At 46.4% G+C, this 24,184-nt stretch carries 22 protein-coding genes and 1 riboswitch; of the genes, 16 read left to right on the top strand and 6 right to left on the bottom strand.

Going from position 1 to position 24,184, the window contains the following annotated elements; genetic code table 11:
- Positions 1–83 precede the first annotated feature (83 nt).
- The 10 genes from lrpC to V756_RS0109645 all read left to right on the top strand — a co-directional run bounded on the left by lrpC (position 84) and on the right by V756_RS0109645 (position 14,664).
- The gene (gene lrpC, locus V756_RS0109695; RefSeq protein ID WP_024714485.1) at positions 84–518 is read left to right on the top strand and encodes a transcriptional regulator LrpC; all 435 of its coding nucleotides are present in this window, start codon (positions 84–86) and stop codon (positions 516–518) included.
- Between the two features lie 64 nt (positions 519–582).
- Positions 583–2,766: a DNA topoisomerase III gene (locus V756_RS0109690; protein WP_024714484.1), complete on the top strand. Its 2,184-nt coding sequence runs from the start codon at positions 583–585 to the stop codon at positions 2,764–2,766.
- Positions 2,767–2,968: 202 nt separating this feature from the next.
- The gene (locus V756_RS0109685; protein ID WP_024714483.1) at positions 2,969–4,057 is read left to right on the top strand and encodes a glycosyl hydrolase family 8; all 1,089 of its coding nucleotides are present in this window, start codon (positions 2,969–2,971) and stop codon (positions 4,055–4,057) included.
- A complete protein-coding gene (locus V756_RS0109680; protein WP_024714482.1) occupies positions 4,038–4,889 on the top strand; it encodes a diguanylate cyclase domain-containing protein in 852 nt (283 codons plus the stop codon). The genes V756_RS0109685 and V756_RS0109680 overlap by 20 nt, the downstream gene beginning before the upstream one ends.
- A 10-nt stretch (positions 4,890–4,899) precedes the next feature.
- Positions 4,900–6,612 carry a DUF2334 domain-containing protein gene (locus V756_RS0109675; protein ID WP_081719828.1) on the top strand — a complete coding sequence of 571 codons (1,713 nt, stop codon included), beginning with the start codon at positions 4,900–4,902 and terminating at the stop codon, positions 6,610–6,612.
- Entirely contained in the window at positions 6,605–7,867 is a 1,263-nt protein-coding gene (locus tag V756_RS0109670) for a glycosyltransferase family 2 protein (RefSeq protein WP_024714480.1), read from the top strand. The genes V756_RS0109675 and V756_RS0109670 overlap by 8 nt, the downstream gene beginning before the upstream one ends.
- Before the next feature lie 5 nt (positions 7,868–7,872).
- Positions 7,873–9,984, top strand: a complete 2,112-nt coding sequence (locus tag V756_RS0109665) for a cellulose biosynthesis cyclic di-GMP-binding regulatory protein BcsB (RefSeq protein WP_024714479.1) — start codon at positions 7,873–7,875, stop codon at positions 9,982–9,984.
- Between the two features lie 220 nt (positions 9,985–10,204).
- Positions 10,205–10,348, top strand: a riboswitch (cyclic di-AMP (ydaO/yuaA leader).
- Between the two features lie 192 nt (positions 10,349–10,540).
- On the top strand, positions 10,541–12,364 hold the full coding sequence (gene kimA / locus V756_RS0109655) for a potassium transporter KimA (RefSeq protein ID WP_024714478.1): 1,824 nt from the start codon (positions 10,541–10,543) through the stop codon (positions 12,362–12,364).
- A gap of 59 nt (positions 12,365–12,423) precedes the next feature.
- On the top strand, positions 12,424–12,873 hold the full coding sequence (locus V756_RS0109650; RefSeq protein WP_024714477.1) for an NUDIX hydrolase: 450 nt from the start codon (positions 12,424–12,426) through the stop codon (positions 12,871–12,873).
- A 66-nt stretch (positions 12,874–12,939) separates the two neighbouring features.
- Positions 12,940–14,664 carry a pyruvate oxidase gene (locus tag V756_RS0109645; RefSeq protein ID WP_024714476.1) on the top strand — a complete coding sequence of 575 codons (1,725 nt, stop codon included), beginning with the start codon at positions 12,940–12,942 and terminating at the stop codon, positions 14,662–14,664.
- Between the two features lie 221 nt (positions 14,665–14,885).
- Here V756_RS0109645 and V756_RS0109640 read toward each other — a convergent pair whose 3' ends face one another.
- The 4 genes from V756_RS0109640 to V756_RS0109625 form a co-directional block, all read right to left on the bottom strand.
- Complete coding sequence (locus V756_RS0109640; protein ID WP_024714475.1) at positions 14,886–15,152, bottom strand: hypothetical protein; 267 nt, start codon at positions 15,150–15,152, stop codon at positions 14,886–14,888.
- A gap of 106 nt (positions 15,153–15,258) precedes the next feature.
- Entirely contained in the window at positions 15,259–16,536 is a 1,278-nt protein-coding gene (locus V756_RS0109635; RefSeq protein WP_032682067.1) for an Nramp family divalent metal transporter, read from the bottom strand.
- A 228-nt stretch (positions 16,537–16,764) separates the two neighbouring features.
- Positions 16,765–17,022, bottom strand: a complete 258-nt coding sequence (locus V756_RS0109630) for a GlsB/YeaQ/YmgE family stress response membrane protein (protein ID WP_003225121.1) — start codon at positions 17,020–17,022, stop codon at positions 16,765–16,767.
- Positions 17,023–17,099: 77 nt separating this feature from the next.
- Positions 17,100–17,552 carry a DUF2188 domain-containing protein gene (locus V756_RS0109625; protein ID WP_024714473.1) on the bottom strand — a complete coding sequence of 151 codons (453 nt, stop codon included), beginning with the start codon at positions 17,550–17,552 and terminating at the stop codon, positions 17,100–17,102.
- 120 nt (positions 17,553–17,672) lie between these two features.
- Between V756_RS0109625 and V756_RS0109620 the strand changes: the two genes are divergently transcribed.
- The 4 genes from V756_RS0109620 (at position 17,673) to V756_RS0109605 (ending at position 19,818) form a co-directional block, all read left to right on the top strand.
- Complete coding sequence (locus V756_RS0109620; RefSeq protein ID WP_024714472.1) at positions 17,673–18,491, top strand: EcsC family protein; 819 nt, start codon at positions 17,673–17,675, stop codon at positions 18,489–18,491.
- A 128-nt stretch (positions 18,492–18,619) separates the two neighbouring features.
- Complete coding sequence (gene gsiB, locus V756_RS0109615; protein ID WP_024714471.1) at positions 18,620–18,991, top strand: glucose starvation-inducible protein GsiB; 372 nt, start codon at positions 18,620–18,622, stop codon at positions 18,989–18,991.
- 132 nt (positions 18,992–19,123) lie between these two features.
- Positions 19,124–19,465 (top strand): cupin domain-containing protein, encoded by a 342-nt coding sequence (locus tag V756_RS0109610; protein ID WP_024714470.1) that lies wholly within the window; start codon positions 19,124–19,126, stop codon positions 19,463–19,465.
- Positions 19,459–19,818 (top strand): YdbC family protein, encoded by a 360-nt coding sequence (locus V756_RS0109605; protein WP_024714469.1) that lies wholly within the window; start codon positions 19,459–19,461, stop codon positions 19,816–19,818. The genes V756_RS0109610 and V756_RS0109605 overlap by 7 nt, the downstream gene beginning before the upstream one ends.
- A 36-nt stretch (positions 19,819–19,854) precedes the next feature.
- On the opposite strand, the gene V756_RS0109600 is transcribed toward V756_RS0109605, so the two are convergent.
- The gene (locus V756_RS0109600) at positions 19,855–20,676 is read right to left on the bottom strand and encodes a manganese catalase (protein WP_024714468.1); all 822 of its coding nucleotides are present in this window, start codon (positions 20,674–20,676) and stop codon (positions 19,855–19,857) included.
- 83 nt (positions 20,677–20,759) lie between these two features.
- Positions 20,760–21,812, bottom strand: a complete 1,053-nt coding sequence (locus V756_RS0109595; RefSeq protein ID WP_024714467.1) for a TRAP transporter substrate-binding protein — start codon at positions 21,810–21,812, stop codon at positions 20,760–20,762.
- Positions 21,813–21,883: 71 nt separating this feature from the next.
- Between V756_RS0109595 and dctS the strand changes: the two genes are divergently transcribed.
- Both dctS and dctR read left to right on the top strand, forming a co-directional pair.
- Positions 21,884–23,491: a two-component system sensor histidine kinase DctS gene (gene dctS, locus V756_RS0109590; RefSeq protein ID WP_024714466.1), complete on the top strand. Its 1,608-nt coding sequence runs from the start codon at positions 21,884–21,886 to the stop codon at positions 23,489–23,491.
- Positions 23,481–24,161 carry a two-component system response regulator DctR gene (dctR, locus tag V756_RS0109585; RefSeq protein WP_024714465.1) on the top strand — a complete coding sequence of 227 codons (681 nt, stop codon included), beginning with the start codon at positions 23,481–23,483 and terminating at the stop codon, positions 24,159–24,161. Before dctS ends, dctR begins: the two co-directional genes overlap by 11 nt.
- The last annotated feature ends 23 nt before the right edge of the window (positions 24,162–24,184 follow it).

Below are 24,184 nucleotides of genomic sequence, written 5' to 3'. Positions count from 1 at the left end.
ATGCCTTTTCTAGGGAACTGTACTTGTCATTTACAAAAATACCCGAGATAATGTGTACAAAATCATAAAAGAAGGATGTTGAAATGAAACTTGACCAGATTGATCTGAATATCATTGAGGAGCTGAAGAAGGACAGCCGTTTGTCGATGAGGGAATTGGGCAGGAAAATCAAGCTGTCACCGCCATCCGTGACAGAACGGGTGAGGCAGCTTGAATCGTTCGGGATCATCAAGCAATACACGCTGGAAGTCGATCGGAAAAAACTCGGGCTTCCCGTTTCCTGTATTGTGGAAGCGACCGTCAAAAACGCGGATTACGAGCGGTTCAAAAGCTATATTCAAACATTGCCGAATATCGAATTTTGCTACCGGATTGCTGGCGCGGCCTGCTATATGCTGAAAATCAATGCCGAAAGCCTTGAAGCGGTAGAAGATTTCATCAACAAAACATCGCCATACGCGCAAACCGTCACTCACGTCATTTTCTCAGAAATTGACACGAATAACGGGCGCGGTTAGAGAGTGCTGCGCGAAGTCTGTTATAATAACAGGATGAGCGTGAAAGAAAGAGAAGTGATCAAGTATGTCAAAAACAGTTGTACTAGCTGAAAAACCTTCAGTCGGCCGGGATTTAGCCCGGGTGCTGAAGTGCCATAAAAAAGGAAACGGTTATCTCGAGGGTGATCAATATATTGTGACTTGGGCTTTGGGCCATTTGGTGACACTTGCTGATCCGGAAGGCTACGGAAAAGAATTTCAATCATGGCGGCTCGAGGATCTGCCAATTATCCCAGAACCCTTAAAGCTTGTAGTGATTAAGAAAACCGGAAAACAGTTCAATGCGGTCAAATCCCAGCTTACCCGTAAAGATGTCAATCAGATTGTCATCGCGACTGATGCAGGCCGGGAAGGGGAGCTTGTTGCGCGCTGGATCATTGAAAAAGCGAACGTCCGCAAGCCGATCAAACGGCTGTGGATTTCATCTGTGACGGATAAAGCAATCAAGGAAGGCTTTCAAAAGCTGCGCAGCGGTAAAGAATACGAAAACCTGTATCATTCTGCCGTCGCCAGAGCGGAAGCGGATTGGATTGTGGGAATTAACGCGACTCGTGCACTCACCACAAAATTCAATGCCCAGCTCTCATGCGGGCGTGTGCAGACGCCAACACTTGCCATGATCGCAAAGCGAGAAGCAGACATTCAAGCATTTAAGCCGGTTCCGTATTACGGCATCCGTGCGGCGGTCGATGGCATGACGCTGACGTGGCAGGATAAAAAATCAAAGCAAACGAGAACATTCAATCAAGACATAACAAGCCGTTTGATGAAAGACCTCGAAGGAAAGCAAGCGGTCATTGCTGAGCTGAAAAAAACAGCGAAAAAAAGCTTTGCGCCTGCCCTTTATGATTTAACGGAGCTGCAGCGTGACGCCCACAAGCGCTTCGGATTTTCTGCCAAAGAAACGCTTTCTGTCCTGCAGAAGCTGTATGAGCAGCATAAGCTCGTCACGTATCCGCGGACAGACTCAAGGTTTTTAACCAGTGACATCGTTCCGACGTTAAAAGACCGTCTGGAAGGCATGGAAGTCAAACCGTATGCCCAATATGTCAGCCAAATTAAAAAACGAGGTATCAAATCCCATAAAGGCTACGTCAATGACGCGAAGGTGTCAGACCACCACGCGATTATCCCGACAGAAGAGCCGCTCGTTCTCAGCAGCCTGAGTGATAAAGAACGAAAGCTGTATGACCTGATTGCGAAACGTTTCCTTGCTGTATTAATGCCGGCATTCGAATATGAGGAGACAAAGGTCATCGCAGAAATCGGCGGAGAAACCTTTACGGCGAAAGGCAAAACCGTGCAGTCGCAAGGGTGGAAAGCCGTTTATGATATGGCAGATGAGGATGATGAGCAGGAGGATGACAGAGACCAAACACTTCCGGCCCTTCAAAAAGGCGATGCTTTAGCCGTTCGCACATTAATTGAAACAAGCGGCCAAACGAAGCCGCCTGCCCGCTTTAACGAAGGGACCCTGCTGTCGGCGATGGAAAACCCAAGCGCTTTTATGCAAGGAGAAGAAAAAGGCCTCGTCAAAACGCTCGGAGAAACAGGCGGCCTCGGCACGGTGGCAACGCGTGCCGACATCATTGAAAAACTGTTCAACAGCTTTTTAATCGAGAAAAAAGACAAAGATATTTTTATCACATCTAAAGGAAAACAGCTCCTGCAGCTTGTTCCGGAGGATCTAAAATCACCGGCCTTAACGGCGGAATGGGAGCAAAAGCTGTCTGCGATCGCCGCCGGTGCATTAAAATCTGCTGTCTTTATTAAGGACATGAAAGCTTACGCTAACCAAACGGTAAAAGAAATCAAAAACAGCAGCCAAACCTTCAGACACGACAACATCACGGGAACGGCGTGTCCGGAATGCGGCAAAATGATGCTGAAAGTAAACGGCAAACGCGGCACGATGCTCGTGTGCCAAGACCGTGAATGCGGAAACAGAAAAACGGTTGCCCGTAAAACAAACGCGCGCTGCCCGAACTGCCACAAAAGAATGGAGCTTCGCGGCCAAGGCGAGGGCCAGACCTTCGCGTGTGTGTGCGGGCACCGTGAGAAGCTTTCCGTATTTGAAAAACGAAAAAACAAAGATAAAGCCCGTGCTTCCAAACGGGACGTTTCCTCTTATATGAAAAAACAAAATAAAGATGAGCCGATTAATACCGCGCTGGCAGAACAGCTGAAGAAACTCGGTTTGGATAAATAACAGAAAACCTGTGCGTTCCGCACAGGTTTTTCTATCGGGCTTATCTACCTTTTTTTAACTGTTCAAAAAGGGGAAAAAAAGCTAGTAATCTGTAATTTTTTCTTTTATAGTAAATGTACTTTGTAACATGGCAGTCATTTTTTCGTCTGCATATATTTGTGAGCGTCTGATTCGCTTCAGGCGACAAAGGGGGATTTTTCCTGTGAGGCATGTGTTAATCGCTGTCATCTTATTGTTCTTATCTATCGGGCTGTCTGCAGGGGGCGCTGAGGCTGGAAACAAGACTCAAATTCAGTCAGCGGCAGAAACGAACGCCAGCCCGCTTCAGCCGGCGGAGTATTTCATCTATCACAATCTAATGAATGGCAAAGGGCTGATCAAAACTGACTTGTCAGACCAGTCTTCTTATTTATCAGAATCTCTCGGCCTATGGATGGAGTTTCTCGTCAGCAAAAATGACGCCCCGCATTTTCAGGAGCAATACCAGCATCTGACTGACTCATTTCTGATGAGCAATCACTTGGTAACATGGAAGATTCAAAACGGCCAAGCGAGCGGGACGAATGCGCTGATAGATGATATGAGAATTATGCTGTCTCTTGACCAAGCCGCCGCAAAATGGGATCGCAGCGACTATGCGCAAGCGGCTCGGAATATCGGCGAAGCCTTGAAGACATACAATATGAACAACGGGTTATTTACAGATTTTTACGACTCACAGGCTGCTTCAAAGGATGTGACGATTTCATACGTCATGCCTGATGCGTTAGCTGTCTTAAAGAAGAATGGAATCATAGACGAAGAAACAGAACAGCGGAATGCCGATGTTCTCTATTCAGCTCCATTAAAAAACGGCTTTCTGCCAAAGACGTACAGCTCGGAAACAAAGGAATACACCTATGACAGTGAAGTGAACCTGATTGACCAGTTGTACGCCGCTTGGAACTTGCCGGAAGGGGATGAAAAAGCCGCTGTTTTAGCGGACTGGATCAAGCAGAAATTTCAAACAAACGGAAAGCTGTACGGGCGATATTCGGCAGACACGAAGGAGCCAGCCGTTCAATATGAGTCGCCATCCGTATACGCATTAGCCGTATTGTTTCTAACGAAGCAGCATGAAGACAGCTCTGTTATTAAAGAGATATATGACAGAATGAATGACTTTGAAATCCTTGATCCGGTGCAATCGTATTATGGAGGTTATATGAGCGGCACTCAGACGCATTCTTTTGACAATCTGCTGCCGCTGTTAGCCGAAAGGAAGCTTTTTAATGAAACTATCATTCAATGAATCACAAAAATTATTTTCTTATTTTTCAGGGCTCATCGCAGCCCTGTCTCTGTTTATTTATTATGTGTCAGCCCAGCAATCGGAAGGCGCTTTGATCCTTAGCATCACGTTTGTCGTCATCGCCGCAGGCATTTGGTTCGGACCGATTTACGCGCTGGCAGTGACGTTAATCGTGCTCTTTGTTCTCGGCACCTTAATGCTGTTTTTTCAAACTGGACAGGCTGTGCTCTTTCCGGCTGAGGAAGGGCTGCGAACGCTTGTTGTGTGGGGGATCGCGCTTTTGCTGTTTTCATTTATATCTGGAAGAATCCACGACATTGCAGCCGGGCTCCGGCGCTCAGTTACACGGCTTCAATCCGAAATCAAAAGCTTTGTCGCTGTTGACAGAGTGACCGGCTTTGATAACAAGCAGAGGATGAGGCTGGAGCTTTCAGAGGAAATCAAGCGGGCGGAGCGCTATGGCAATTCTTTCGTGTTTTTGCTGCTGCACATGCATTATTTCAAAGAGTTTAAGTCTTTGTACGGTGATAAAGAAACGGACCGTCTCTTCCAATATGTCAGTCAGCAAATCAGGTCAAGCGTCAGGGAAACGGATAAGAAATTCCGTCCCTCCGACGAGCGTATCGGGATCGTGCTGACGCATACGCCTGCTGAACATATGCCGGCCGTCCTGACAAAGCTGAAAAAACAATTAGACACGTATCAGCTGGAAAATGGCAAGTATGTGACGCTTACGTTCCACGTCTGCTATTTGCCTTACCGCAAAGATATCAAAACAGCAGATCAATTTTTAGATGAACTGGAAAACGAGATGATGATGAATGAACTATAAAAGAATCACGCTGCTTTGCGTCGTAACGCTTCTGCTTTCAGCTATTGCGGCTTTTCCCGTTTCCGCACAAGCGAAAGAGCGGGATGCCGGCATTCTCATCATCTATTCAACCTTAAACGGCAAAGAGTCGTCTCAAGTCAAAATGCTCGATTTGCTTGCGGGGCACTTTACATCACGCGTGACAGTCAAAAAAGACTCGGATGTTGAAGCTTCTGATGTAAAAGGAAAAGATCGTGTGATTTATTATGGGCAAACGAAAAGAAAGCTCAGCAAAAAACTGGTGTCTCTTATCAGCAGCGTAAAAAAACCTGTTGTCGCCATTGGCTATAACGCAGGCCAAATCAGCCAATTTTCCGGGCTTTCATTAGCTGAGAAAGAAAATGTCTTTCAGGTCCACAGCAGGTCGGAAAAGACGGATGTGTCTTTGGAGAGCGGGCTTAACGTGCTGAGCGTATCAGGTCTGAAAGGAAAGCCGCTTTATACCTTCAAATCAGATGACGACGGCGAAACGCATTCTTTTATATGGAAAACAAAAAAAGCGAATGTGTACATTGGATTAACGAATTTGTTAAATGACAATTTGATCGTGGCGAAACAGCTCAGGGAAGCTTTCGGTGAGAAAGCGGGGACGACGTTATTGTATTTGCGCCTCGAGGATATCAGCCCGATGTCTGATGAAAAATTGCTCCTTCAAGCCGGTACATATCTGTATAAGCGGCATGTTCCTTTTATTCTGGCCGTGATTCCGGTTTACTTGAACCCGGAAACAGGTGACAAAGTGTATTTGTCTGATAAACCAAAGATGGTCAAAGTGCTGAAAAAGCTGCAAAGCATGGGCGGAAGCATCATTGTTCACGGCTATACCCACGCTTATCGCTACAGTGAAACAGGAGAGGGCTTTGAATTTTGGGATGCAAAGGCGGATCAGCCAATTACATCTGGAAATGCCGAAGACCCCCCGTCCATTTTGGAAAACGAACAGGACTTCCCGAACGAACAAGCCTACAACAGCTATCTGAAACCATTTCGTGAAAAGGAAGAATCTTATACAAAGCAGAAGCTGACACGGGCTATTGAGGATTTGACATCATCGGGCCTCTACCCGCTGGCGTTTGAAGCGCCTCATTACACAATGTCAGAATACGGCTATCAAATCGCTTCGCAATATTTTACAAGTATTTTCGGCCAGGTCCAGCTCAGCGGCGCCACCTGGAAAACATCCGGCGCATCTCCGTATGTGACCACTCCTTCGATGCTGCACGGCATGACGCTGTATCCGGAAACGATCGGCTTTGTCGATACATCTAAGCAAAACCCGCTCGGCGATATGGAGGAGCACATCTCCCAGATGATAGATTTTGAAGGCGGAGTTGCCGGAGGGTTTTATCACCCGTATCTCGGGATGAAATATTTGCCGGAGCTGGTTAACCAGATGGAGCGCATTCCGGACAGTGAATGGCTTGATTTAAAGAAAACGAAACAAACCGTCAAAACAGACAAAGTGGAAATTCATACAAGCGGTGACGGAACGATTCAGGTAAAAAACGGCGTAAGCGCCATTGACGAGTTTTTCGATCATCATCGGCAAACCCCTCTGGAAAAAGCGTTATGGATTCTCTCCGCAATCGTGCTCTTATTTGTTGTCATGTTTGTCAGTTATACGTTTTACTTGAGAGCCACTTTGAAAAAACGAATTTTTAAGGAGAGAAGAAGCCTTGGGTAATACGCTGTTCTTTATCTCGCTAAGTTTAATATGGGTTATGCTTCTCTACCACATGTTCCTCATGCAGGGCGGGTTCCGCCACTATATGACCTTCGAACGGAATATCCCGAAGTGGAGAGAAAACATGAAGGAGCTGCCAAAGGTCAGTGTCCTTATCCCTGCGCATAACGAAGAGGTTGTCATTCGGCAGACGCTGAAGGCGATGGTCAACCTTTATTATCCGAAGGACCGGCTGGAGATTATCGTGGTTAATGACAATTCATCAGACCGGACGGGTGATATCGTCAATGAATTTTCCGCGAAATACGATTTCATCAAAATGGTGATGACGGAGCCGCCAAACGCTGGAAAAGGCAAATCCTCAGCCTTGAACTCCGGTTTTGCCGAATCAAACGGCGACGTGATCTGTGTATATGACGCCGACAACACGCCTGAGAAAATGGCCGTGTATTATCTCGTGCTCGGCCTGATGAATGACGAAAAGGCAGGAGCCGTGGTAGGAAAATTCCGCGTTATCAATGCGGCAAAAACGCTCTTAACGAAGTTTATTAATATCGAAACGATTTGTTTTCAGTGGATGGCTCAGGGAGGCAGATGGAAGTGGTTTAAAATCGCCACTATCCCAGGCACTAACTTCGCGATCCGCAGAAGCATTATCGAAAAGCTCGGAGGCTGGGATGACAAAGCGCTCGCTGAGGATACAGAGCTGACCATCCGGGTGTATAACCTCGGCTATCACATCCGCTTTTTCCCTGCCGCCATCACCTGGGAGCAGGAGCCGGAAACGTGGAAAGTGTGGTGGCGCCAGCGCACCAGATGGGCGCGCGGCAATCAATATGTCGTGCTGAAATTTTTGGCGCAGTTTTTTAAGCTGAAACGAAAACGGATTATCTTTGATTTGTTTTATTTTTTCTTTACGTACTTTCTGTTTTTCTTTGGCGTGATCATGTCAAATACGATATTTGTCGTGAATCTGTTTTATGATTTGCATTTGTCGGTCGGATTTTTGGCGATGATTCTCTGGATCCTGGCGTTCTTCTTATTTATGACAGAGGTCATGATTACGCTGAGCATTGAAAAAACAGAAATGAACAAGCAAAACTTTTTTATCGTATTTCTTATGTACTTTACATACTCGCAGGCATGGATTGTGCTGGTCATCTATTCTTTATTTGTAGAAATCAAGCACCGTTTATTCAAGCAAGAGGTCAAATGGTACAAAACAGAACGATACAATCAACATAAAAGCGGGTGACCTTTTTGAAACAAATAATGATTTTTCTCACAAGCCTCATGGTGCTGGCGATGACCGGGCAAGCGGCTTTTGCCAAAGAGGTGGAGGTCAGCGGTTCGCTCCTCGGAAAAAACAGCCAAGAAAAAGCCAAACAGCAGGTCCTGACAAGTGACCTGATCACACTGTACGGATCAAAAGACAGCGCAGAGCTGACGTATCAGATCCCGGCAGGCGCCTCTTCCGGCAACCAGCAATTGGTGATTGAATACGAGGCATCAAATCTTTTAATTTCTCCATCATCTTTAACGGCTGTCATTGACGATGAACCGGTCAAAACGTTGAAGCTTGATGGTGATTCCAAACGGAAAACATTGAAGCTGAACCTGAATAAAAGCCAGTCTGCCCAAGGCTATCACAGCGTATCGCTGAAGTTTTACGGGGTGATGAAAGAGGGTGTCTGCGTCAGACAGGATACGTCCGGCAACTGGATCAAAATTTATCCGGACAGCCGTCTGACGCTGGCGGACAGCAGTGAAGCGAAGGGTACATCGCTGGACCATTATCCGTATCCTTTCGCCCAATCGGGAACGACAGCGGAGAAAACCGCCATCGTCATTCCGGATGACCCAAGTTCGGCGGAAATTGAAGCTGCAGTCAAAACAGAAGGCTATTTGAAAACGGTGGACAGCAGTGTCAGCATTTCGTATATCACGGAATCTGATCTGAAAAAAATCGACAAACCGACGATTTTCATCGGAGTGGACAAGCATTGGAACGGCAAGGTGAAGAAGCTTATGAAACAAGCCGGCTTACAGGCAAAAGGAGAACACCTTCTGCTTGCGGAGCGGGTGCTGAAAGCAGAGGGCAAGCAGCAGCCGGTTCTGTTTGCACAAGCGGCATCCGATGACGTACTCAGTGAAAAAATCAGCGTCATCACGGATCAAACATACACAGGCCAGCTCAGCGGCGAGACACTCTCTATCAGCAAGCTTCAGCAGGCAGAAAAAAAGGAAAGCGATAAGCTGACCCTCGAGAATTTTGGAGCCGATGATATGACAATTGGAGCTGACAAAACATCTTCAGCACATTACTTTTACCCGGCTTCGGCGGTTTTAGATGAAAACCAATCCGCGAAGCTGTCGCTTAAGCTGAAAAAGTCCGAAACGATTCAAGCCCCAACGGCAGAAAACGAATCAGCTTCTCAGGCCGCAGAGCTGAAGATCATGATCAACGGCCAGCCGCACTCTGTCCGGCTTGATGAATTAGGAAAAGAAGATAAAAACGGGTTCTATCATGTCACGGTAAAAGTGGATCCTAAACTGCTGCAAAAAAACCGTTATATTGATATTCAGTTTGTCACAACGGGGTTAAAGGAAAACAATCCTTGCAACACGACCGATGAAGAAAAATGGGTCTTTATCGATAAAAGCAGTACCCTATCTTATGGCATGAAAGGCATTTCGCCGTCAGCAGATTTTCAAGAGTGGCCGCTTCCTTATGCCGGAACTCAGGAACGGACAACGCTGATCGTGCTCCCTGACAATGTCAGTCATTCGAAGCTTGCGGAGCTTTCACTCGTAACGGAGTCCTTTGGCAGCGAAGCGCAGTATGCATACACGGTGAAGAAATCATCTGATGTAACCGCAAATGATGCCAAAGAGCGGAACCTCATTTTCATAGGAGGCATCAATCAATTTTCTCTTCTGAAGGAGAAATCATCAGATCTTCTAGTTCCGCAAGCGAAGAACGGCTCGTTTGATGTATCAGGTTTTGACATGCTGAATGAGACGACAAAACAAGTGGCGTTTACCCAAAAATCTCTTTGGGATTCACGCTACACGATGGCTGTTTTTGCACCGGCTAAAGGAACAGGCGCCGCCGTCACAAAAGAGATCATTAATGATCTGAACAGCACCGATGACTCGGCAACCGTCGTAAATGAAACTGACAGCCAGCAGGTGTTTTCAAACCACCAGCAGCTCAAATCGGAAACAAGCAGTTCCAGTGCTGAGCAATCATCACAGGATTATAGCCAGAAATGGCTTTATATTGGTGTGCTTGCACTGATTATAGTGATTGCGGCAGTGTTCATTTGGATTGCCGCAAGACGAAGAAAAAGAAAGACAGATACGGAATAAACAGAGGCCATTTCAGCCCCGGTGCTCGGTTTCCGAGGCCTCAAGGGTTTTTAACGCCGTTTGGGACATGATCAAATATAAAAGACAGAGGCAAATCAAGCCTCTGTTTTTTGTGTTTTTTGGTATGTAAATTCCATTTGTGGAACCTGTCATTTTATTTTTTTCGCTCAGCCAATAAGCCTCTTTACAACGTGCTTGAACGGGAGTATGATCTCTTTTAGAAAACAAATCGCTTAATCTGAAAACAGAGCGGGGGACCCATTAGAACGGCTTTTTGCCGTAGGGGTGAATCCTTTTTAGGTAGGGCAAACTCTCATATGCCCGAATCCGTCAGCTAACCTCGTAAGCGTTCGTGAGAGGAGATGAATGAAACCTGTGTTCGATGTGATGGCACAGGGGCATCCGTTTGCCTCTGTGTTTTTTGCCGTTCATTTTTTAGAATGTAAATCGCATACAGAGACATCATAGCAGAAAGGACTCTTCTATTATGTGAATGCAGATGCTGATGTTTTATTGTTCTAATAAAATCAGAAATTAAAAGGAGAAAACATCAATGATGTATCATTCAATCAAACGTTTTTTGATTGGGAAACCGTTAAAATCTCAAGCAGCCGGAGAGCAAAAGCTGACGAAATTAAAAGCCTTGGCAATGCTTTCTTCTGATGCGCTGTCATCTGTCGCATATGGGACAGAACAAATTTTGATCATTTTGGCAACAGTCAGTGCTGCCGCTTTTTGGTACTCCATTCCGATTGCAGTTGGCGTTCTCATATTGCTGCTCGCACTGATTCTTTCATATAGGCAGATTATTTACGCTTACCCGCAGGGCGGCGGAGCGTATGTCGTTTCAAAAGAAAACCTCGGTGAAAAGCCGGGATTAATCGCAGGCGGTTCATTGCTTGTCGATTATATTTTAACGGTAGCGGTCAGTATTTCCGCAGGCACAGACGCCATCACGTCGGCCTTTCCTGCATTGCATCATTATCATGTGCCGATCGCTGTTTTTCTTGTAATAGTCATTATGATTTTGAACCTGCGCGGTCTATCAGAATCGGCATCGATTCTAGCCTATCCGGTGTATCTGTTTGTGGTGGCGCTTTTGGTTCTGATTGGAGTCGGATTATTCAAACTCATGACGGGGCAAATTGACCAGCCAGCCCATCATACACCGCTCGGCACACCGGTAGCCGGCATTACACTGTTTTTGCTGCTTAAGGCTTTTTCTTCCGGCTGCTCGGCGCTGACAGGGGTTGAGGCCATTTCTAACGCGATTCCTGCCTTTAAAAACCCGCCTGCGCGAAACGCGGCAAGAACGCTTGCGATGATGGGGATTTTGCTGGCGATTCTGTTTACCGGCATTACGGCGCTCGCATACGGATATGGAGTGGCGCCAAAGCCAAATGAAACGGTGGTTTCACAGATTGCGTCTGAAACCTTCGGGCGAAATGTGTTCTACTATGTCATTCAAGGTGTGACATCACTTATTTTGGTCCTTGCGGCGAATACGGGATTTTCAGCCTTCCCGCAGCTTGCCTTCAACCTGGCGAAAGACCAATATATGCCGCGTATGTTTACAGTCAGAGGCGACCGTTTGGGCTTCTCAAATGGAATTATCTTTTTAGGCATTGCCTCCATTGTGCTCATCCTGTTTTCCGGTGGACAGACAGAGCACTTAATCCCGTTATATGCTGTCGGCGTATTTATTCCATTTACGCTTTCGCAAACCGGCATGTGCATCAAATGGAACAAGCAAAAACCAAAAGGCTGGATCGGAAAAATGCTCATCAACGCGTGTGGCGCTTTGATTTCGTTTATGGTTCTGTCCATCCTATTTGTGACGAAGTTTAATGTCGTATGGCCGGTTTTAATCTTTATGCCTATCGTCGTTCTGCTGTTTTATGTGATTAAAAATCACTATACAGCTGTTGGCGAACAGCTTCGCATCGTAGATCAACAGCCGGAAGAAATCAAAGGCACGGTTGTCATTGTGCCTGTAGCCGGTGTCACGACTGTCGTGCAAAAATCGATTCAATACGCGAAATCACTGTCCGATCAGGTCATTGCCGTTCACGTGTCATTTGACAGAGAACAGGAAAAGAAAGTTGAAAAACGCTGGGAAGAGCTTGATAACGGCGTGCGTCTCGTTACGCTTCACTCATCGTATAGAAGCCTCGTCCACCCGTTTGATAAGTTTTTGGAAACGGTAGAAGCAAAAGCGAAGAAGAAACAGTTTTCCGTCATGGTGCTGTTTCCGCAATTTATTACAAAAAAACGCTGGCACACCATCCTTCACAACCAATCAGCCTTCCTTCTCAGAGTCCGGCTGTTCTGGAAAAAGGACATAATAGTGGCCACGCTTCCGTATCATTTTAAAAAGTAGTGCTCTAGAGACCAAGGGAATCACCTTGGTCTTTTTTTGCGGGAAAAGGAGAAATGGCGATGGATACGAAAGGGGCATTTGACATTGTATCGAACGAAACACATCAGATCCTGCTGGTAAAACGAAAAGACGTTCCTTTATGGGATCTGCCGGGCGGCACGATCGATCCCGGGGAAACGGCTGAGACAGCGGCAGTCAGGGAGGTTTTGGAGGAAACGGGATACAGCGCCGCGCTTTCTGCGAAAATAGGTGTTTATCGAAGGCCGAAGTTTCAAGATGAACAGCATGTGTTTGCAGGTATCATAACAGGCGGAAAAGCGATTGCTGACAGTGCGGAGACAGCGCGTTTAAAGTGGTTCTCTCCGCACCATTTGCCGCTTTTAATGGTGCCGAACCGAAAAAGGCAAATAAACGATTTTAAGAACGGCGATCGAGATGTAACTGTCATCCTTAAGGATACCAGCATGCTTGCGGTGATCGACCTGTTCAAAAGAAGACTGGGCAAGTGATTCAGGTCTCCGGGTTTCAAAGCCCTTCTCCTGTGGTATTGAGAAAAGGGAAAAGGAGGATACGGCATGGCACATAAAACTGCAGGACAAGCAATGACAGAACTGCTCGAACAATGGGGAGTTGAACATGTTTACGGCATCCCCGGAGACAGTATAAATGAATTTATTGAGGAATTAAGACATGAACGAAATCAATTGAAATTCATTCAAACCCGACATGAAGAGGTGGCGGCGCTGGCAGCCGCGGCTGAGGCGAAACTCACCGGCAAAATCGGCGTCTGCCTGTCGATCGCAGGGCCGGGGGCGGTGCACTTATTAAATGGATTATATGATGCAAAAGCGGATGGCGCCCCTGTGCTGGCGATTGCGGGACAGGTTTCATCAGGTGAAGTCGGACGGGATTATTTTCAGGAGATCAAGCTTGAGCAAATGTTTGAGGACGTGGCTGTGTTCAACAGAGAGGTACATAGCACGGAATCTTTGCCGGATCTCTTGAATCAGGCTATTCGCACCGCCTACAGCAAAAAAGGCGTTGCGGTATTGAGCGTGTCTGATGATTTGTTTGCGGAGAAAATCAAACGCGAGCCCGTGTACACTTCACCAGTGTATATAGAAGGGAACCTTGAACCGAAAAAGGAGCAGCTCGTCACCTGTGCGCAATATATTAATAACGCCAAAAAGCCGATTATTTTGGCGGGGCAGGGAATGAAAAAGGCAAAACAGGAGCTTTTGGAATTTGCTGACAAAGCCGCCGCGCCGATCGTGGTCACGCTCCCGGCAAAAGGCGTCGTTCCTGATAAGCACCCGCATTTTCTCGGCAACCTCGGGCAGATCGGCACGAAGCCGGCTTACGAGGCAATGGAGGAATGCGATTTATTAATCATGCTCGGAACGTCATTCCCGTACCGTGATTATTTGCCTGATGACACACCGGCCATCCAGCTCGATTCAGATCCGGCGAAAATCGGAAAACGCTATCCGGTGACAGCGGGTCTTGTCTGCGATTCTGCGCTCGGTCTGCGCGAATTGACGGAGTATATTGAGCGGAAGGAAGACAGAAGATTCCTGAATGCCTGCACAGAACATATGCAGCATTGGTGGAACGAAATTGAAAAAGATGAGACAGAGGCGGCAACACCGCTTAAACCCCAGCAGGTCGTGGCACGTCTTCAGGAAGCGGCTGCCGATGATGCGGTGCTCTCTGTAGATGTCGGCACTGTGACAGTTTGGATGGCGCGTCATTTCAAAATGAATGCGAACCAGGATTTTATCGTTTCCAGCTGGCTTGCGACAATGGGCTGCGGCCTGCCGGGAGCGATCGCATCAAGCTTGGCCGAACCAGAACGCCAGACAATCGCTGTCTGTGGTGATGGAGGCTTTTCCATGGTCATGCAGGATCTCCCGACGGCCGTCAAATACAAGCTCCCGATCACCGTCGTCATTTTAAACAATGAAAATCTCGGCATGATCGAGTATGAGCAGCAGGTCAAAGGCAATATCGACTATGCCACAAACCTTCAAAACGTCGACTATGCCGCATTTGCAGAAAGCTGCGGCGCAAAGGGCATCAAAGTAACCAGAGCGGAAGAGCTTGCGCCGGCTTTTCATGCGGCGCTGCACTCAGATCAGCCGGTTGTTGTGGATGTCATGATCGGAAACGAACCGCCGCTTCCCGGCAAAATCACCTACGGACAGGCAAAAGGCTTCAGCAAATACATGTTGAAAAATTTCTTCGAAAACCAAAAAATTGAAATGCCGTCACTGAAGAAAAGTTTAAAACGGTTATTCTAAAAAACAGGGGTCCTTAGCGGCCTCTGTTTTTTATTGGGGATAATTGGGGGGTAACATGTTGGGAAATATTGTTGTGTTTATCACGGCCTTCATGGTTTGCATTGCTCGAAACAGACAAAAGGACAAATGCATCTTCTTTCAAAGCAAGAAGATGCATTTGTCCTTGTATGTTTCATATGTTTTTTCTTGTCACATCTGACAGAGCCCATGTCTTTATAAGCTTATTTCTCTTTTTTCTTAAGCCCGAAAAAGAAAGGAAAAGCAGAACCGACCAATAATGTGCCGAATAAAAACATGCCGCCGATAAACACGTGAAAATTCGTATGCCCGGCCGTAAACGCGGTGATTAAGGAAATGATACTGAGCACGATCATGGCAATGCCAGGCGCGACTCTCATTTTCCCCTTGGATTTATAGGCAGCAACAGAACATAAAATACCGATTACAATAGGAACAATCCATAAATAAAACAGAATAAATACTGACATCATCAAAACTCCGATTTTTTTCTTTTATCATAACAAATTTCTGTCAAAAAGCATATCAATGAGTTTTAGACAAAACAAAAAAACCGGCCTCTCCAGCCGGTTTTTTCTAACGAAACGTATCAACAATCAAAAACACATTCAAAGCGACGATCAATACAGCGATCAGCCAAGACACAACTGTGACCCATTTTGCGTTGATCAGTGAGCCCATAATCCGTTTATTGCTTGTAAACATAATAAGCGGGATTAAGGCAAAGGCGATGCCGAAGGACAGCACAACCTGGCTCAGCACGAGAGCAGACGTCGGATTGACGCCTGACGCGATGATCAGGATCGGCGGAATAATCGTGATAAACCGCCTTACATACAGCGGGATGCGGTAATTAATAAATCCTTGCATGATCACGTCGCCTGAAAGTGTGCCGACAGATGAACTGGATAGTCCGGCAACGAGCAGTCCAATTCCGAATAAAGCTGCTGACACAGGGCTGACAAGATGTCCGAATTGCTGAAATGCGATATCAAGATCCTCGACAAACAGGCCGTTTTTAAAGAATAATGCGGCAGCCACAATCAGCATGCTCGCATTAATAGCACCTGCAATCAGCATCGCTATTAAAATATCAATAAACTCAAATCTGAAGATTTTTTTCCGTTCAGCATCAGTTTTGCCGACCACCCGCCGCTGTGTAAGGGCTGAGTGTAAATAAATGGCGTGCGGCATAACGGTGGCGCCAAGAATCCCCGCTGCAAGAAGCACACTGTCAGTACCGTGAAACGTCGGGACAAATAGGCCCTTCATCACTGACACGGCATCAGGCTTTGCAAAAAAAGTCTGCAGCGCAAAGGCGATCACCACTACAAACAGCATACCGGCAATGCCGGCTTCAAGTGATCGATAACCGCGGCGCTGAAGCTCCAATATCGCGAAAGATCCGACCGCCGCTATAATTGACGCTTCAAGCATAGGGATGCCAAACAGCAAATACAGTCCCAGAGCCGCTCCGATAAATTCCGCCAGATCAGTTGCGATAATGACCAGCTCGCCCTGAATCCATAATCCGATGGAGACGGGCTTTGGGAATTCTTCGCGGGCAACCTCAGGCAGATTTTTGCCTGTCGCAATACCGAGTTTAGCGGATAGTGATTGGATTAACAGCGCCATGATATTAGAAAATAAAATCACCCATAGCAGCATATATCCATATTTAGAACCCGCTGATATATTCGTTGCGAAGTTGCCGGGATCAATATAGGCGATGGCTGCTATAAACGCAGGACCAAGAAAAGGGAGCAGCCCTCTGAATCCTCTGATTTTCCCGTCAAGCGCATCTTGGACTGCTTTGGAACGGGGAGATTGTGCTGTGATGTCCTTGTTCATCATACCTCACCTGAATTCTGATTGTTTTTGCCGTACAACAAAGAGTTTCCTTAAGGCAAATTATTTTATCTACATCATATGATCTTCCCAGTTTCTTGTCAACCGAAAATGTTCAAAATCCATTACTGAATTTTTCCCTGTTATGTAACATGATATGTAGGGATTCGGATAAGGTCCCATATAAAAAGGCATCGTTTCAATTCGAAACGATGCCTCCTGTATCAAATGAGTTTAGGCTTCCTTCCGCAGACCGCGGAATACGAGGCTCAGCAAGAACACGAAGATGGCGGCCCCGATAATGGCTGGGAAAATAGCAAAGCCTGCGAGGCTCGGTCCCCAAGTACCGAGGAGTCCGTGTCCGATCCAAGCGCCGATCAGCCCGGCAATCATAGAGCCGAAAATCCCACCCGGCATCCGGTTGCCTACAATGGCGCTCCCGATTAATCCGATTACGATAGCAACAACTAATGAAACCAAAAAGCTAATCATTCTATTCACCTCTCATAAATGATTTATCAATCAATAACCGCTCCTGCCGAATCCGAAACATCGAATAGCATATCGCGTTATGATCCTGTTTTGATTTTTCGCTGCACGTTTCCGTCAGCCAAATGAACAATCACCTCAGTGCCTTTATGCGCTGCGATTTCCTTTGCCCGTTCAATGGCTTCTTTTTTTGTATCCTTGATCTCAGACACACGTTTGGCACCCTCAGCTTTGACCGCCCAGCCGTTTTTATGCTTGATGACATGCTCCGCTTTATCCATGAGTTCAGGGTCTCCGCCGCTGCTGGAATCCTCATCGTGTTCTGTCTCGTCATCATGTTTGAGGAAATCATCAATCTCTTCTTTAGAGGCGTTTTCCGCCCATTCCTTTGCTTTGCTTGTCGCAATCGGGATCGCACGTCCGTCCTCATAGCCCTCATCAATCATCGCATTCGCAATCTCAATTGCTTTTTTCTTCACCGGCTTCTCAAGGTTTTTCAATGAAGCTGGATAATCCTTCATCGACCAAGGCATGTCCATCACTCCTTTTCCTTTTATAAAAATGGTACCCGCGGGTGAAAAATAAAAACGCACCCGAGAAAATGAAGGTATACTACTATATAGTAGAAAAAACAGAAGGGAAGTGCGGATTGGGTGACAACTGAACGAAAAGAAGACTTGCATCAGCAATTAAAAGAAATAGAGAAATGGGAAAAAGATCAGCAAAAAGTCTGGTTTTGGGAAAAGCTCAGCCGTCTCCCGTTTCAGCTGCTGGACAAGCTGACACCGGAATTCATCCAGAAAAAGATCGGCAAGCTCTTGGATGAGGTGGGAAGCTTTGTTCAAACAGGAGGACAGTATCTGACATCTGAAAAACAGATTATCAAGATGTTTCAAAAGAAACTGCCGGAGGAGACTTACGAATCGTTGGAGGATATCCGAAAAGCGCCTTTGCCTGTCATGGATGAAATTGCGGAAGGAATGGGCAAAAACAGAATCAACGCCGCAACCGTTCAAGGCGCGACAACGGGTGTGGGCGGCGTGTTTACTCTTGCGGCAGATATTCCGGCCGTGCTTGGCCTGTCGTTGAAAACGTTACAGGATATCGCGGTTGCTTACGGCTATGACCCAAAAGAGAAAAAAGAGCGTGTCTTCATCGTAAAATGTCTGCAGCTGACATCGGCTGATGTTGTCGGCAAAAAATCGATTTTGCAGGAATTAAAAGATTACGATCAAGACCGTATATATAAGAATGTCGCTTCTCAAATTCAAGGCTGGCGTGAAGTCGTGTTAGGCTACCGTGACACATTCGGCTGGAAAAAGCTTTTTCAGCTTGTGCCGGTCGCGGGAATGGTCTTTGGTGCATCAGCCAATCGCTCGACATTAAACGACATTACCGAAACAGGCATGATGCTGTATAAAAAGCGGCGCATTCTTGAGCGGCTGAAAGAAACACAACAAGAAACGGTATAGCAGAAAGCAGACGGACACCGCGCTCCGCCTGCTTTTTTTAATGAAAACACACCCGATGTGTTTTGTTTGTTTAAAAGAATTGTCAGCGGGAATACAACAACCAACACCAATTAAAGGAGGAATTCAAAATGGCAGACAATAACAAAATGAGCAGAGAAGAAGCAGGTAGAAAAGGCGGAGAAACAACAAGCAAAAACCATGATAAAGAATTCTATCAAGAGATTGGGAAAAAAGGCGGAGAAGCCACTAGCGAAAACCATGACAAAGAATTCTATCAAGAAATTGGCGAAAAAGGCGGAGAAGCCACAAGCCAAAACCATGACAAAGAGTTTTATCAAGAAATCGGTGAAAAAGGCGGAGAAGCCACTAGCGAAAATCACGACAAAGAATTCTATCAAGAAATCGGCCGTAAAGGCGGAGAAGCAACAAGCAAAAATCACGATAAAGAATTCTATCAAGAAATTGGCTCAAAAGGCGGAAACGCCCGCAACAACGACTAATCAAAAGCATAAAGGCAGACTATCTGAAGATAAAAAGCGATCCGGCGCATCAGCTGGATCGCTTTTTATGGTGGAAATTTCTTGATCTAAGCCGATGTTGCGATACAATTAGTGAAAAAGGGGTTTTCGCTAATGTCCGAAATGCAAAACTTGCTCGCCATCGCAAATGAAGTCAAAGAAAAGCACGCCAATTTTTCAATCTCAGAGGTCAACGACCACTGCGTGCGCCTTGCAGTGTTTACGGGAGAATATGACTGGCATCATCACCCCGACTCAGATGAATTGTTCATCGTTCTTGAAGGAGAACTGCTGATCGATTTTCAGGACAAAGAAACCGCGGTACTCAAAGCAAATGACAGCCTGCTGATCCCGAAAGGCACAGTTCACCGCACACGCTCTTACGTCAGGACGGTGAATCTCTGTGTGGAGCACAAACAAGCCAAAACCGTCATCATAGAGGAGCTGCCATGCTAATCAAAAAGATTATATGTGAAGTAGACGATGCAAACGCTGAAGCATTTGCAAAAGCGCAGTCTCAGTGGGGAGCATTATCACATGTAAATGGCTTCATCAAACAGGCCGGCGGCTGGCAAAAAACGATAGATGGACCGCTGACCGCAGAGATCATCAGTGTTTGGGAGAGCAGAGCCGCATATGACCATTTTATGGAGAACGAGCATGACAGCATTTACGATGGAAACGAACAGAAGGCTGTGATTCATTCGATAGAAGTGACGCTGTATGAAGAGGATGAACCTTTCATTCACGATCTGTTACATAACTCTGACATCCAATACGAACCAGACTGGACGGTACTGAAGGCATAATCAAAGCCCAAAACATCTTGTTTTGGGCTTTGGTCTTTACTCGCGTCCTGGAAGCGTATTATGAACATAAGGCGGCGCTGGTTTTAACTCAGGCTTTTCGCCAAAAGCTTTTGCTTCTTTCACATATTCAAAGGCTTCTCCGTCCGGCGCTTTTTCATTCAGCCAGGTTTGTCCGGCGCTTTCTTCGCCTTCAGAGAAGTTGATCAGCTGATGCGAAAATTCCTGTTTTTCGAGTGCTTTCGGGAATGTCCCCGGCACAACCGGGCCTTCCTGTGCTTCTAATTCTTTAATGGCGGCGAGCCATTGATTTTGATGCATCGTGTCACGTGCCAGCAGGAAGCTGAGCATATCTTTGACGCCTTTGTCATCCGTCATTTCAAACAGGCGCGCGACCTGCAGACGGCCTTGTGATTCCGCATTCAGATTGGCGCGAAAGTCAGCGAGCAGGTTTCCGCTCGCTACGATATAGCCGCCGCTCCAAGGGACGCCTGTACTGCTTTCCGGCATGGCGCCGAGTCCCGATACAATGGCATGGTGAGGATTCATGCCGCCCAGGATGGAGCCGATCACAGGATCTTCAGCGGCTTTTTCCTGCTGATCAAGCGGGGCATCCTCAAGAAGTCTGGCGATCATCGTCGCGATCATTTCAACGTGCCCCATTTCCTCAGTTGCCGTATCCATCAGCAAATCCTTGTATTTTTCATTTCCTCTTGTATTCCAGCCTTGAAATAAGTACTGCATGGCAACCGAAATTTCTCCGAATTGCCCGCCTAAAATTTCTTGCATTTTTTTAGCGAATAACGGATCTGGACGATCTGGTTTAGCAGGATGCTGCAGCATTTTTGTATGCTTAAACATGTACCCATCTCCTTTTTTCGTTTATCTCTTTCTATATTTCCGGCAGGAGCAAAGATAAACAAAAAACAGCCTATTAAGATGGGCTATGACTCTTCGCGCAGTTTTAAAAGCGCCTGAATCAGTTTTCGGCCGAAAATGGGCTCGTACTGATGATAAACAGGATCAAGGCGCTGCATCCATGCTTTTTTCTCTTTCTCTGTCAGCTCATAGATTGTAATAGATGAATTCTTTTTGATTTCCTCCAGCTGCTCCTTGTTCATTTGTTCGGCATACGTTTCATTCCACTCCGTCGTTTCCTTCATCGCTTCAGTCAAAATGCGTCTTGTTTCCGGGGTCTGGTCGTTCCAGAAATGCTCATCAGTCATGACAGCGTAGCCGAGATAACCGTGGCTGCTTATTGTCAAATAGTCCTGAACATTATAAAATTTTTTAGAATAGATGTTTGAGATTGTATTTTCTTCACCGTCAACTACATTGTTTTCTAACAGCTGAAAGGTAGAATTGAAGGATTCCTGATGAGGTATTGCGCCAAGCAGCTTGAACTGATCCTCTATCACATCGCTTTGCATAATGCGTAGATCCTGTCCTTTTAAATCATCCGGGGTTTTGACCGGTCCTCGATTTGTCGTCATTTGCTTAAAACCGTTTGTCCAATAGGCGAGGCCTTTTAATTGGTTTTTCTTCAAAGAATCAAACAGCTGTGTGCCGATGCTGCCGTTCAGCCCTTTTTTGACGGCATTGTAATCTGTAAATGCATACGGCAGATCCAGCACGCCCCATTCGGGCGAGAGCATGCCGAGCTTCGATGTGGAGGGGGCGATAAATTGAACATCGCCGTTTTGCAAAGCTTCAATTTCTTCAATATCCGAATACAGGCTTCCATTCGGGAACACTTCAATTTTTATTTTCCCGCCTGATTTTTCGTTTACCAGCTCGGCAAACTTATTGGCAGCCAGCCCTTTCGGCGTATTTTCGGCAACCACATGGCTGAATGTAAACACGATTTGATTCTGTAAACCTTCCTGATCGTCATCATAAACAAGCTCTTTACTGCCTGAACGATCATGGAATCCGATAAATAAAGCGGTTGCAATTCCGGCGATCATCAATGCGAGACATGCAAGCAAACTCTTCATGAAAAGCCCCTCCCTCTATGTTAAGAATAATGGGGGCCATGCCATCCGTAAAGACCTGAAAGGAGAAGCTGATGAACAAAAAGAAGCTCTCAATCCGCTGGAAAATCACGATCTTATCCTATATTCTCGTCATTTTCTCTTTTTTGATCGGCGGCATTGTGCTCATTGGAAATATCCAGCATACAGAGGAGCGCGAGCTGAAAAAGCGGCTGATGAATACGGCTCGGACAGTGTCAGAGATGACAGAGGTGAAAGAAGCCTTGGCGCGAAAAAAACAAACAGAAGCGGTTCGTCACGGAGTGGAAGAAATCAGGATGATTAATGAAGCAGACTATATTGTCGTCATGGATATGAATCACACCCGATATACGCATCCTGTCAGCACGAGCATCGGCAAGAAATCCGGGGGTGCAGACGAAGAGGCGGCGTTTGCGGAGCACATTTATTTCTCAGAAGCTAAGGGTGCGATCGGCACGGCGGTCCGCGCTTTTTATCCGGTGAAGGATCACGATCTAAATCAGATCGGCGTGGTGCTTGTCGGGAAAACACTGCCGGGGATCGCCGACATCCTGCTTCAGTCAAAACGAGATATCGCATTCATCGTTGTGCTGACTCTCGGCTTCGGCCTTGCAGGTTCCTTACTGCTCGCCCGTCATATCAAAAAACAAATGTTCCAGCTTGAGCCCCATGAGATTGTCCGAATGTATGAAGAACGGACAGCAACGTTTCACTCCATGAATGAAGGAGTGATCGCCATCGACAATCGCCTCATCATCACGATTTTTAATGAAAAAGCGAAACAAATCTTTGAGGTGCAGGGGGATCTGGTTGGAAAGGTGATTTGGGAGGTTCTCAAGGATTCTCGACTGCCCGAAATCGTGGAGCGGAACAAGGCCGTTTATAATGAAGAAATTCGCGTCAGCGGAAAGGTCATCATGAGCAGCAGAATTCCGATTGTGATGAAGAAAAAAGTCATCGGCGCCGTGGCGATTTTTCAAGACAGAACGGAAGCGGCTAAAATGGCGGAGGAATTGACCGGTGTCAAAAACTTTGTGGAGGCGCTCCGCGTCCAAAACCATGAGCATATGAATAAGCTGCATACGATCGCCGGCCTCATTCAGCTGGGGAAATCTGAAAAAGCCTTGCAGCTCGCATTTCAAGCGTCAACCGAGCAGGAAAATGTGACTGAGTTTCTGCACCGCTCAATTCAAAATGACGCCGCGGCCGGTCTTCTATTGAGCAAAATCAGAAGGGGAAGGGAGCTTGGCATTGCTGTTCATATAGATGAAAACAGCAGTCTGCAGCAATTTCCCGAGCATGTTGATCAGCATGACATCGTCGTGCTTCTCGGCAACCTGATTGAAAATGCCTTCGGTTCCTTTGAAACCGTCCAATCTGATGACAAACGAATTGACATCAGCATCGAACAAACGGATGATATCCTTGCTATTTTAATAGAAGATAACGGCTGCGGAATTGAACCCGCACATATGCCGCACCTTTACGACAAAGGGTTTACGGTCAATAAAACAGGCGGAACAGGCTACGGCCTGTATTTAGTGAAACAAATCACCGACAAAGGATCGGGCACGGTAGAGGTTGATTCACACGCGGGGAGGGGAACATCTTTTTCTATCGTTTTTCCAATGAAGGGGGAGGAATTACAGCATGGCTCGTAAGGAATGGAAGGTTCTGCTCATTGAAGACGATCCGATGGTTCAAGAGGTAAACAAGGATTTCATTACAACTGTCAAAGGCTTCACTGTCTGTGCAACAGCGGGGAACGGAGAAGAAGGCATTAAGCTGATTAAAGAAAAACAGCCAGACCTCGTGATTCTCGATGTGTACATGCCGAAAAAGGACGGAATCAAAACGCTGCAGGAAATCAGAAAGCAAAAGCTTGAAGTGGATGTCATCGTCGTTTCCGCCGCAAAAGACAAGGAAACGATCTCTCTTATGCTGCAAAATGGAGCGGCCGACTATATTTTAAAACCGTTTAAGCTTGAGCGAATGAGACAGGCACTTGAAAAGTACAAGCAATATAAACAAAAAATCGAAGCGTATGATACGCTGTCCCAGGAACAGCTCGATGCAATCCTGAATATTCCGCAGCAGCCCGTACAGGATTTGCCGAAAGGACTGAATCATTTCACGATGAATGAAGTCACTGCTTTTTTGAAACGGCAAACCGCATCCCTTTCTGCAGAAGAAGTCGCCAAGGCGCTCGGCATCGCCAGAGTGACAGCCAGACGATACCTTGATTACCTTGAAAAAAACGGAACGATTAAGCTGGATGTCCAATACGGAGGAGTGGGGCGGCCCGTTAACCGCTACGTGTTTAAAGGATAAACCTGAGACCAAAAAGACCAAAA

This window comes from Bacillus tequilensis KCTC 13622 (genome assembly GCF_000507145.1).
GTDB classification, from domain to species: Bacteria; Bacillota; Bacilli; order Bacillales; family Bacillaceae; genus Bacillus; species Bacillus tequilensis.
This window is presented reverse-complemented; position numbering and strand designations above follow the sequence as displayed.

Coding starts and splice junctions, on each gene's coding strand:
- lrpC (WP_024714485.1), top strand. CDS start 84: ATGAAACTTGACCAGATTGATCTGAATATCATTGAGGAGCTGAAGAAG.
- V756_RS0109690 (WP_024714484.1), top strand. CDS start 583: ATGTCAAAAACAGTTGTACTAGCTGAAAAACCTTCAGTCGGCCGGGAT.
- V756_RS0109680 (WP_024714482.1), top strand. CDS start 4,038: ATGAAACTATCATTCAATGAATCACAAAAATTATTTTCTTATTTTTCA.
- kimA (WP_024714478.1), top strand. CDS start 10,541: ATGTATCATTCAATCAAACGTTTTTTGATTGGGAAACCGTTAAAATCT.
- V756_RS0109650 (WP_024714477.1), top strand. CDS start 12,424: ATGGATACGAAAGGGGCATTTGACATTGTATCGAACGAAACACATCAG.
- V756_RS0109645 (WP_024714476.1), top strand. CDS start 12,940: ATGGCACATAAAACTGCAGGACAAGCAATGACAGAACTGCTCGAACAA.
- V756_RS0109640 (WP_024714475.1), bottom strand. CDS start 15,152: ATGTCAGTATTTATTCTGTTTTATTTATGGATTGTTCCTATTGTAATC.
- V756_RS0109635 (WP_032682067.1), bottom strand. CDS start 16,536: ATGATGAACAAGGACATCACAGCACAATCTCCCCGTTCCAAAGCAGTC.
- V756_RS0109630 (WP_003225121.1), bottom strand. CDS start 17,022: ATGATTAGCTTTTTGGTTTCATTAGTTGTTGCTATCGTAATCGGATTA.
- V756_RS0109625 (WP_024714473.1), bottom strand. CDS start 17,552: ATGCCTTGGTCGATGAAGGATTATCCAGCTTCATTGAAAAACCTTGAG.
- gsiB (WP_024714471.1), top strand. CDS start 18,620: ATGGCAGACAATAACAAAATGAGCAGAGAAGAAGCAGGTAGAAAAGGC.
- V756_RS0109610 (WP_024714470.1), top strand. CDS start 19,124: ATGTCCGAAATGCAAAACTTGCTCGCCATCGCAAATGAAGTCAAAGAA.
- V756_RS0109605 (WP_024714469.1), top strand. CDS start 19,459: ATGCTAATCAAAAAGATTATATGTGAAGTAGACGATGCAAACGCTGAA.
- V756_RS0109600 (WP_024714468.1), bottom strand. CDS start 20,676: ATGTTTAAGCATACAAAAATGCTGCAGCATCCTGCTAAACCAGATCGT.
- V756_RS0109595 (WP_024714467.1), bottom strand. CDS start 21,812: ATGAAGAGTTTGCTTGCATGTCTCGCATTGATGATCGCCGGAATTGCA.
- dctS (WP_024714466.1), top strand. CDS start 21,884: ATGAACAAAAAGAAGCTCTCAATCCGCTGGAAAATCACGATCTTATCC.
- dctR (WP_024714465.1), top strand. CDS start 23,481: ATGGCTCGTAAGGAATGGAAGGTTCTGCTCATTGAAGACGATCCGATG.